6 protein-coding genes and 3 pseudogenes are annotated in these 9,111 nt (G+C 60.2%); all 9 read left to right on the top strand.

What is annotated here, in order from left to right; genetic code table 11:
• Positions 1 to 598: pseudogene (gene mutL, locus HX846_RS21655) on the top strand (DNA mismatch repair protein MutL); the annotation flags it as partial.
• Positions 598 to 1,537: pseudogene (gene miaA, locus HX846_RS21660) on the top strand (tRNA (adenosine(37)-N6)-dimethylallyltransferase MiaA). The pseudogenes mutL and miaA, both read left to right, overlap by 1 nt.
• A 93-nt stretch (positions 1,538 to 1,630) precedes the next feature.
• Positions 1,631 to 1,894, top strand: coding sequence for an RNA chaperone Hfq (gene hfq, locus HX846_RS21665; protein WP_003217515.1), 264 nt, complete (start codon positions 1,631 to 1,633; stop codon positions 1,892 to 1,894).
• Between the two features lie 12 nt (positions 1,895 to 1,906).
• Positions 1,907 to 3,208 carry a ribosome rescue GTPase HflX gene (gene hflX / locus HX846_RS21670; RefSeq protein ID WP_003217514.1) on the top strand — a complete coding sequence of 434 codons (1,302 nt, stop codon included), beginning with the start codon at positions 1,907 to 1,909 and terminating at the stop codon, positions 3,206 to 3,208.
• 96 nt (positions 3,209 to 3,304) lie between these two features.
• Entirely contained in the window at positions 3,305 to 4,480 is a 1,176-nt protein-coding gene (gene hflK, locus HX846_RS21675; RefSeq protein ID WP_087692480.1) for an FtsH protease activity modulator HflK, read from the top strand.
• Positions 4,480 to 5,346, top strand: a complete 867-nt coding sequence (hflC, locus tag HX846_RS21680) for a protease modulator HflC (protein ID WP_003217510.1) — start codon at positions 4,480 to 4,482, stop codon at positions 5,344 to 5,346. The genes hflK and hflC overlap by 1 nt, the downstream gene beginning before the upstream one ends.
• A gap of 301 nt (positions 5,347 to 5,647) precedes the next feature.
• Entirely contained in the window at positions 5,648 to 6,835 is a 1,188-nt protein-coding gene (locus HX846_RS21685) for an ATP phosphoribosyltransferase regulatory subunit (protein WP_003217507.1), read from the top strand.
• Between the two features lie 54 nt (positions 6,836 to 6,889).
• Positions 6,890 to 8,179, top strand: coding sequence for an adenylosuccinate synthase (locus HX846_RS21690; protein WP_003217505.1), 1,290 nt, complete (start codon positions 6,890 to 6,892; stop codon positions 8,177 to 8,179).
• Positions 8,180 to 8,318: 139 nt separating this feature from the next.
• Positions 8,319 to 9,111 (top strand): annotated as a pseudogene (locus tag HX846_RS21695) (methyl-accepting chemotaxis protein); the annotation flags it as partial.

Raw genomic sequence — 9,111 nt, forward strand, 5'->3', positions numbered from 1 at the left:
AGGCCAGGGCGACGTGCCGCCGTTGGGTTACGCGCTGGCACAGCTCAAGGGTATCTATATTCTTGCGGAAAACGCCCATGGCCTGGTGCTGGTGGACATGCACGCCGCCCACGAGCGGATCATGTACGAGCGCCTGAAGATCGCCATGGCCAGCGAAGGCCTGAGCGGCCAGCCGCTGCTGGTGCCGGAATCCCTGGCGGTCAGCCAGCGGGAAGCGGATTGCGCCGAAGAGCACGTCAGCGTGTTCCAGAAGCTGGGCTTTGAGTTGCAACGCCTGGGGCCGGAAACCCTGGCTATCCGCCAGATTCCGGCTTTGCTCAAGCAGGCAGAGGCCAACCGGCTGGTGGCCGACGTACTGGCAGACCTGATGGAATACGGCACCAGTGACCGGATCCAGGCCCACATCAATGAACTGCTCGGCACCATGGCCTGTCACGGCGCCATCCGGGCCAACCGCCGGCTGGCCTTGCCGGAAATGAACGGCCTGCTGCGGGACATGGAAAACACCGAGCGCAGCGGCCAGTGCAACCATGGCCGCCCGACCTGGACCCAGATGGGCCTGGACGACCTCGACAAACTGTTCTTGCGCGGCCGTTGATGAGTGCCTTGCCCCCCGCAATCTTCCTGATGGGCCCGACGGCCGCCGGCAAGACCGACCTGGCCATCGAGCTGACCAAGGTCTTGCCGTGCGAGTTGATCAGTGTCGACTCTGCACTGGTTTACCGGGACATGGACATCGGCACTGCCAAACCTTCAAAAGAGCTGCTGGCCCAGTATCCGCACCGGTTGATCGACATTATTGATCCCAGCGAGAGCTATTCGGCGGCGGATTTTCGCATCGATGCGCTGGCCGCCATGGCCGATATCACCGCGCGGGGCAAGATTCCGCTGCTGGTCGGCGGCACGATGCTCTACTACAAGGCCTTGCAGGAAGGTCTGGCTGANNCTTGAAGAAGAGGCTGCGCGCCTTGGCTGGCAGGCCTTGCACGATCAGTTGGCCATTGTGGATCCGGTTTCCGCCGCGCGAATTCATCCCAATGACCCCCAGCGCCTGACGCGAGCGTTGGAAGTCTGGCGGGTCAGTGGCCAGACCATGACTGAACACAGGCTGAAACAAACTGCGCAAAGTGCTGAAGCAGGCGCCTCGGGACACTCACAATTGCCCTATACTGTGGCGAATCTGGCCATCGCTCCGACGGATCGTCAGGTGCTGCATGAACGAATTGCACAAAGATTCACAATTATGTTGGAACAGGGGTTTGTGGAGGAGGTCGTAGCACTGCGTTCAAGAGGTGACCTGCATCCAGGGCTGCCTTCGATACGTGCTGTAGGCTACCGCCAAGTCTGGGATCATCTGGATGGCAAGCTGACGTCAGCCGAAATGCAGGAGCGCGGCATCATTGCCACGCGCCAATTGGCGAAGCGTCAGTTCACCTGGTTGCGCAGTTGGAGTGATTTGCACTGGCTGGACAGCCTGGACAGCGACAATCTGTCACGCGCCTTGAAATACTTGGGAACGGTCTCCATATTGAGCTGAGTCCTTGCAATTGCCGTCTATCCTTGGGGGTGTGACGGCCATGAGCTATCTATTTTCCGATTTTTATTATTGATCCTTAAAGGAGTGCGGCACATGTCAAAAGGGCATTCGCTACAAGACCCTTACTTGAATACTTTACGTAAAGAGAAAGTTGGGGTTTCCATCTATCTGGTCAACGGTATCAAGCTGCAAGGTACGATCGAGTCGTTCGACCAGTTCGTGATCCTGCTGAAAAACACCGTAAGCCAAATGGTTTACAAGCACGCTATCTCGACCGTAGTGCCGGTTCGTCCAATTCGTCTGCCTAGCGCAACCGAAGAACAGGGTGACGCCGAGCCTGCACCAGGTAACGCCTGATAGGAGTCTCCTTTGTTCTTTGAGCGCCACGGTGGTGGTGAGCGAGTAATCCTCGTTCACTTGGATGGACAGGACCCTGAGGCGCGCGAAGATCCGCAGGAGTTTCAGGAGTTGGCAAATTCGGCCGGCGCCGAGACCGTCGCGTTTTTTAACGTGCCGCGTCATCGGCCAACCGCCAAATTCCTGATCGGCAGCGGCAAGGTCGAGGAACTGCGCGACCTGGTCCACGCCGAAAAGGCCGATCTGGTGATTTTCAATCACATCCTCACGCCCAGTCAGGAACGTAACCTCGAACGAGTTTTCGAGTGTCGCGTGATCGACCGCACGGGTCTGATTCTCGATATTTTCGCTCAACGCGCCCGTACCCATGAAGGCAAGCTCCAGGTAGAACTGGCCCAGCTTGACCACATGAGCACCCGGCTGGTTCGTGGCTGGACTCACCTTGAGCGCCAGGGTGGCGGCATCGGCATGCGCGGCCCGGGTGAAACCCAGCTGGAAACCGACCGGCGTCTGCTGCGGGTGCGCCTGCGACAGATCAAGGGCCGCCTGGAGAAGGTGCGCAGCCAGCGCGAACAATCGCGACGTGGCCGTATGCGTGCGGATATCCCGACCGTTTCCCTGGTGGGCTATACCAACGCCGGCAAATCCACACTCTTCAACAACGTGACGAAATCGGACGTGTACGCGGCCGACCAACTGTTCGCGACCCTCGACCCGACCTTGCGCCGTCTGGAACTGGACGACCTGGGGCCGATTGTCCTGGCCGATACCGTGGGTTTCATTCGTCACTTGCCCCACAAGCTGGTCGAGGCATTTCGGTCTACGCTCGAAGAGTCGAGCAATTCCGACCTGCTGTTGCACGTGATCGATGCGGCCGAACCGGATCGCATGTTGCAGATTGAACAGGTCATGGTGGTGCTGGGCGAGATTGGTGCCCAGGACTTGCCGATCCTCGAGGTCTATAACAAACTCGATTTGCTTGAAGGCGTTGAGCCACAAATCCAGCGCGACGAAAACGGCAAGCCCCAGCGGGTCTGGCTGTCGGCGCGTGATGGCAGTGGCCTGGAATTGCTTGAACAAGCCATTGCCGAGCTGTTGGGCAGCGATTTGTTCGTCGGCACCTTGCGCTTGCCGCAGCGTTTTGCTCGACTGCGTGCACAGTTTTTCGAGCTGGGCGCGGTACAGAAAGAAGAACACGACGAAGAAGGTGTCAGCTTGCTGGCCGTTCGATTGCCGCGCTCGGAGCTGAATCGGCTGGTCAGCCGTGAAGGCGTTGTGCCGACAGAGTTCATCGAACAACACACTTTGCAATAAAAGCCTGAGAAAGCGGTTGTGCCGCTGTGACAGGCATTCTGTAGCATTGGTCGGCGCGCCGTGGGTGCGTCTTTGCTTTATCAGATGGAGAGCGCTATGGCTTGGAATGAGCCGGGTGGCAACTCGAATAATCAGGATCCTTGGGGTGGTAAACGCCGCAATAATGGCGACCGCAAGGGGCCACCAGATCTCGACGAGGCCTTCCGAAAGCTGCAGGAAAGCCTGAATGGGTTGTTCGGTGGTGGAAAAAAACGTGGTGGTGACGAAGGCGGTCGTACGAGCAAGGGTGGTGGTTACGGCCTGCTCGGCATCGGCCTCGTCGTGCTGGCGGCCGTCTGGCTGTACAGCGCCGTCTATGTGGTGGACGAGCAGGAGCAAGCCGTGGTGCTGCGCTTCGGCAAGTACTACGAGACTGTCGGCCCTGGCCTGAACATCTACTTCCCGCCGATCGACAAGAAGTACATGGAAAACGTCACGCGTGAGCGTGCCTACACCAAGCAGGGCCAGATGCTGACCGAAGACGAGAACATCGTCGAAGTGCCGCTGACCGTGCAGTACAAGATCAGCAACCTGCAGGACTTCGTGCTGAACGTCGACCAGCCGGAGATCAGCCTGCAACATGCGACCGAAAGCGCCCTGCGCCACGTGGTGGGTTCCACCGCAATGGACCAGGTGCTGACTGAAGGCCGTGAATTGATGGCCAGCGAAATCAAGGAGCGCCTGCAACGGTTCCTCGACACGTACCGCACCGGTATCACCGTGACCCAGGTCAACGTACAGAGCGCAGCGGCACCGCGTGAAGTGCAGGAAGCCTTCGATGACGTGATCCGTGCCCGTGAAGACGAGCAGCGTTCGCGCAACCAGGCTGAAACCTACGCCAACGGCGTGGTGCCGGAAGCCCGTGGCCAGGCCCAGCGCATCCTTGAGGATGCCAACGGTTACCGCGACGAAGTGGTCTCCCGCGCCAAGGGTGAGGCAGATCGTTTCACCAAGCTGGTGGCCGAGTACCGCAAGGCACCGGAAGTCACCCGTGAGCGTCTGTACCTGGACACCATGCAGGAAGTCTTCAGCAACACCAGCAAGGTTCTCGTGACCGGCAGCAAGGGCGGGCAGAACAATCTGCTGTACCTGCCGCTGGACAAGATGATCGAAGGTGGTCGTAGCAGCACCAGCGCACCGGCTACCGGTTCCAATGCTGCTGCCAACGAAGCGAGCGCCCGTGCGGCCGCTGACCTGCTGCAACAGCAAACACGTACCAGGGAGAGTCGTTGATGAGCAATAAATCGCTGACCGCCCTGATTGTGGGCGTCGTCGTGGTCATCGCTGCCTGGAACTGCTTCTATATCGTGTCTCAGACCGAGCGCGCGGTGTTGCTGCAATTCGGTCGCGTGGTCCAGGCGGATGTCCAGCCGGGCCTGCATGTGAAAGTCCCCTACGTCAACCAGGTGCGCAAGTTCGACGGCCGCCTGATGACCCTGGATGCACCGACACAACGCTTCCTGACCCTGGAAAAGAAAGCTGTGATGGTTGACGCCTACGCCAAGTGGCGCGTCAAGGATGCCGAGCGCTTCTACACCGCGACCTCCGGCCTCAAGCAGATTGCCGACGAGCGTTTGTCGCGCCGTCTGGAATCGGGCCTGCGTGACCAGTTTGGTAAGCGCACCCTGCACGAGGTGGTATCCGGTGAACGTGACGCGCTGATGGCGGACATCACGCGTTCGTTGAATGCGATGGCGGAAAAAGAGCTGGGCATCGAGGTGATCGATGTTCGGGTCAAGGCCATCGACCTTCCGAAGGAAGTGAACCGCAGCGTGTTCGAACGTATGAGCACCGAGCGTGAGCGCGAGGCTCGTGAGCACCGCGCCAAGGGTAACGAGCTGGCAGAAGGGATCCGCGCGGATGCCGACCGTCAGCGTCGCGTACTGTTGGCTGAAGCCTATCGCGAGTCTGAAGAGGCCCGTGGTGATGGTGATGCTCAAGCCGCTTCGATCTACGCCAAGGCCTATGGCCAGGACCAGGAGTTCTACGCGTTCTACCGTAGCCTGCGCGCCTACCGTGAAAGCTTTGCGAACAAAACCGACGTCATGGTGCTGGACCCAAGTAGCGATTTCTTCCGCTACCTGGAAAAGTCCAAGTAACCCGCATGTAGTCTGAGAATCGCTCCGTCGGGCGGCTAAAATGCCGGGCGGGGTGATCCTTTCAGAAAACGGGTGTATGATGCGGCAGCCGGGAAATTCCCGGCTTTTTTGCGTCTGCATGTTTGATTGTGGTTTTGCTCCGCAGGCGCCACAGGTTTTTCGAGGAAAGTGCCCGACGAGGCCGATTGTTGGTCGTTCGTCACGTCGCTCTTGCGCGTGGTTTATGCAGGGGCCGGGTATTTTCTGCTTCACTCAAGGCTCGCCCGAGGGCTGGCCGCCCGGATCATAGGGGAATGGCGTAATGGCAACGGTAGACCGCTGGCTGCTGCCAGATGGCATCGAAGAAGTACTGCCACCAGAAGCTGCGCGCATTGAAATCGCGCGCCGCCAGGTGTTGGATCTGTTCCAGAGCTGGGGTTACGAGTTTGTCGTGACTCCGCATATCGAGTACCTGGAATCCCTGCTGACCGGCGCGGGCCAGGACCTGGATCTGCGCACCTTCAAGGTCATCGACCCGCAATCGGGCCGGCAAATGGGCTTTCGTGCCGACATCACGCCGCAAGTAGCGCGCATTGATGCGCACACCCTGCGTCGCGAAGGGCCAAGCCGCCTGTGCTACGCCGGCAGCGTGCTGCATGCGCAACCGCGTGCGTTGTCGTCGTCCCGCAGCCCGATCCAGTTGGGCGCCGAGTTGTACGGTGATGCCAGCCCGAGCAGCGACGTGGAAGTCATCAGCCTGATGCTGGCCATGTTGCAGCTGGCCGATGTGCCGGATGTGCACATGGACCTTGGGCATGTCGGTATCTACCGCGGCCTGGCCCGTGCGGCCGGCTTGTCGGGTGAAGTGGAACAACAGTTGTTCGATGCCTTGCAGCGCAAGGCCATCGATGAAGTGATTGCCCTGACGGCGGGCGTGCCTGCCGACCTGGCCGGCATGCTGCGTGCGCTGGTGGATCTGTGTGGCGGCCGTGAAGTACTGACCGCCGCCCGTGATCGCCTGGCGAATGCGCCGGCTGATGTATTGGCGGCCCTGGACGATGTGCTGGCGATTGCCGAGCAGTTGTCTGCGCGCTTCCCGCAGTTGCCGCTGTATTTTGATTTGGGTGAGTTGCGCGGCTACCACTACCACACCGGTGTGGTGTTTGCGGTGTTTGTCCCGGGTGTTGGCCAGGCCATCGCCCAGGGCGGTCGTTACGACGATATCGGCGCCGACTTCGGTCGCGCTCGTCCGGCGACCGGTTTTTCCACCGATTTGAAAACCCTGGTGACCCTGGGGCGTGCTGAGGTCGAACTGCCGTCTGGCGGTATCTGGATGCCCGACAGTACGGACGCAGCACTCTGGCAGCAGGTTTGCCAGTTGCGCAGTGAGGGTCAGCGTGTGGTCCAGGCCTTGCCTGGGCAGCCATTGGCCGCCGCCCGTGAAGCGGACTGCGACCGGCAATTGATTCAGCAGAACGGGCTTTGGCAAGTATCGCCACTGGCTTCTTGAGTTTTCCTGCCGGCCACTGCCGGCACCAAGTTTGCGCGAATGAGGACAAGTGTTATGGGTAAGAATGTCGTAGTCCTGGGCACCCAATGGGGTGATGAGGGCAAAGGCAAGATCGTTGATCTGCTGACCGAACATGCTGCCGCCGTAGTGCGCTACCAAGGTGGCCACAACGCTGGCCACACCCTGGTCATCGATGGCGAAAAAACCGTCTTGCACCTGATCCCGTCGGGTGTACTGCGCGAAGGCGTGCAGTGCCTGATCGGCAACGGCGTGGTGGTTGCACCTGACGCCCTGCTGCGCGAGATCACCAAGCTGGAAGAGAAAGGCGTGCCAGTGCGCGAGCGCCTGCGTATCAGCCCTTCCTGCCCGCTGATCCTGTCCTTCCACGTTGCGCTGGACCAGGCCCGTGAAAAGGCCCGTGGCGAGCTGAAGATCGGCACGACCGGTCGCGGCATCGGCCCGGCCTACGAAGACAAGGTTGCACGTCGTGGCCTGCGTGTGGGCGACCTGCTCAACATGCCGCGCTTTGAAGACAAGCTGCGTGAACTGGTGGATTACCACAACTTCATGCTGGTGGGTTACTACAAAGAGCCGGCCATCGAGTTTGAAAAGACCCTGGCCGAGTGCAAGGAATACGCCGAGCTGCTCAAGCCGCTGATGCTGGACGTGACTGCCGAGCTGCACGACCTGCGTCGCGCCGGCAAAGACATCATGTTCGAAGGCGCCCAGGGCTCGTTGCTGGACATCGACCACGGCACCTACCCGTACGTCACCAGTTCCAACACCACCGCTGGCGGCGTTGCGACGGGTTCGGGCGTTGGCCCGATGTTCCTGGACTACATCCTCGGCATCACCAAGGCATACACCACGCGTGTAGGTTCGGGTCCATTCCCGACTGAACTGTTCGACGACGTCGGCGCGCACCTGGCCAAACAAGGCCACGAGTTCGGCGCGACGACCGGCCGTGCCCGCCGTTGTGGCTGGTTCGACGCCGTTATCCTGCGTCGCGCTATCGATGTGAACAGCATCTCGGGCATCTGCCTGACCAAGCTGGACGTACTCGACGGCCTGGAAACCATCAACATCTGCATCGGCTACAAGGATGCGGAAGGCAAGGACGTTGCCCCGACTGACGCGGACAGCTACGTAGGCCTGCAGCCTGTGTACGAAGAAGTGCCAGGCTGGACCGAATCGACCGTGGGCGCCAAGACCCTGGAAGAACTGCCAGCCAACGCCCGCGCTTACATCAAGCGCGTCGAAGAGCTGATCGGTGCGCCGATCGACATTATTTCGACGGGCCCGGACCGCAACGAGACCATCGTTCTGCGTCACCCGTTCGCTTAATAAGCTGTTGATGTAAAAAGCAAAGGGCTCCTTCGGGAGCCCTTTGTCGTTTCCGCCTGGTAAACGGCACGACCCTTGCTATGGTTCTTTCTTTCGCGGTGCTATCAAATTAATGGCACCCGTGGTGGAGGGATTCCCAGTGTCTGCCGTTCTCTCATTGTTACAAAGCCGGCTGTTGCGGCCGGTGTTCGTTACCCTAGGTATCGCTCTTTTGGTGCAAGTACTGGTGGCCGTCGCCCTGACGCGAAGCACCGTCACTGCATTGGAAGCTGATTTGGGCAATCGCCTGGGCGTCGACAGCCAGAAACTGTCCGGCGAGTTGGCGCAAGCCGGCAAGGAAGTGACATCCAGCCTGGACAGTCTGTCTTCCAGCACGCGCCAGCGTCTGACGGCGGGGCTTTCCACGCGCCTGCAGGAAGAGCAGAAGCAACTGCGTGCGACCCTGGAAAAAGACCTGCAGGACTCTGCCAATGACATGGCGCAACTGCTCGCTTCGGTGGCGCCGCGCGCCATGTGGGACAGCGACGTGCCGACGCTGTCGGAATTCGCCCGCAGGGCCCAGCGCAATCCCAACGTGTTGTTTGTGGTGTATGACGACGCGGCTGGCGAGCACCTGACCCGTTACCTCAATCGTGAAAACCCGATCAACCAGGCGCTGCTGGAAAAGGGCAAGGGCGAACGTGCCCTGGATAAAGTGCTGGATGCGGCGAAGAATGATCCTTCGGTGTTCTACGTCGAAGCGTCCATCAGCCCCAATGGCGTAGAGATCGGCAAGGTCCGCATGGGGGTTTCGACTGCCTCGGTCGAGGCTGACCTGGCCGCGCTGGACAAGCGTTTTGCTGCACTGATTGCCAGCGGTGACCAGTTGGTGGGCGACAGCCTCAAGGGTGCCGCGGCTGACAGCGCGGCGGCCATGGGCGCGCGTTTGCAGT

The organism is Pseudomonas sp. K5002, assembly GCF_013386655.1.
GTDB lineage: Bacteria > Pseudomonadota > Gammaproteobacteria > Pseudomonadales > Pseudomonadaceae > Aquipseudomonas.